Raw genomic sequence first — 1,508 nt, 5'->3', positions numbered from 1 at the left:
GCCCCGGCCTTGTTCTGCAACTGGGCAAAGTCGACCTTGGCCAGCTTGGCGAAGCCGTATTCGATGTAACCAATCGCACCTGGGGTCTGGCGTACGGTGGCTGTTACACCATCATTCTTAGGCGATTTGATGAATTTGTCGCTGGCCGGCCAGTTGACGGTGTTGCCTTCACCTAGCGCCTTGTTGAACTCAGGATTGATTGCCGCCATGTGCTTTGTGAATACCGCGGTAGTACCGCTGGAATCTGCACGCACGACAACCGTGATCGGCATGTCGGGTAGTTTTAGCTCCGGGTTGGCCGCGACGATCTGTGGATCATTCCAGCGAGTGATCTTGCCCAGGAAAATATTGGAGTAAACGTCGCGTGGCAATTTAAGCCCTTTGGGACTGCCCGGCAGGTTGTAAGCCAGCACGATTTCACCCGCAGTCATCGGCAGCAACTGCGCGCCCTCGGCAACCTTGGCAATGTCTTCGTCTTTCATTGCCGAGTCACTGGCCGCGAAATCAACGGTTTTGTTCAGGAAGTCCTGCACACCCGCGCCGCTGCCCTTGGATTGGTAATCCACGGTAACGCCAGCKGTTTTCTTGCTGAAATCCTTGAACCAGGTGAGGTAGATAGGTGCCGGAAAACTGGCACCCGAACCTGTCAGGCGGACGCTTTCATCAGCAAAAGACACTGAGGTGGCACAAAGCGAAACCGTAACGGCGAACGCAGCAGACTTCATCAAACTTTTCATTGAAGGAACTCATTGTGATAACGGGCTCCCAAACTCTGCAGCAATTTTGTTAAGTTTTTATGAAGGTTGAATGGCTGGATTGCGCCAACTTGGCCAGCCCCCTATTTTCTGTCAGTTTCGCATTAGTCGTGTTGCCGCCAGTCAAGCTCAAGTTCGGCTTCTGGGCAATCTATAAGACAAATATTTGTGAATACGGAACGAACAAAAAACCAAATAGGGGTGGAGTCATTTCGCGAATGCTCTGGCTTGTAGAGCAATCAGGTCGCGTAGGCAGACTGGCCTAATAGGCGACCTCTGACGAGATGCTTACCTAAACCTCCGGGTTCCCAGCATCCTGAGCAAATGTATGAGAGGCTGCCTCTATCCGCTCTTCAAGCTGGGAAATGTAGGTTTGAGCGTCCTCCAGGCTGGGGAACGAAACTGCCGTTTCGTCAAGCCAAACTTTGCAACCGCTTCCTTGCTCATTCGCCACAATCTTGATGTTCATTTGCAAACCCTTGCTATTGATGCGGCGGAGGGTAGCGCATTTTTCAGATGATTCAAAAATTTATAAAAGGCTCTACAACAATGCTTTCAGGTCAATTAGACCTTAGTATCTAGACTTCGTCAGACCTTTCTCAAAGTGATCAAGCAGCGACGCCAGTTTGCAGTGCTTGTCTGATGCGACTTCCCAGTAGGGGGCGATTTGGAGCCGCTCAGGTCGGACTCAGGGCATTGAATCGACAGCTCGCGCAGGCAAGAGACCAGACTGAGCGCCCTGATCACGGTGTG

General features: G+C 51.8%; 2 protein-coding genes. Both read right to left on the bottom strand.

Annotation, left to right across the window (positions count from 1 at the left end):
- Window positions 1–737, bottom strand: a 737-nt coding sequence (gene pstS / locus AC1DRJ_RS27345) for a phosphate ABC transporter substrate-binding protein PstS (RefSeq protein ID WP_477804896.1), incomplete at its 3' end; no start/stop codon positions are given.
- Window positions 738–1,047: 310 nt separating this feature from the next.
- Entirely contained in the window at window positions 1,048–1,224 is a 177-nt protein-coding gene (locus tag AC1DRJ_RS27340; protein ID WP_477804895.1) for a hypothetical protein, read from the bottom strand.
- Window positions 1,225–1,508: the final 284 nt, after the last annotated feature.

Source organism: Pseudomonas sp. P5_B2 (assembly GCF_056400445.1).
This window is presented reverse-complemented; position numbering and strand designations above follow the sequence as displayed.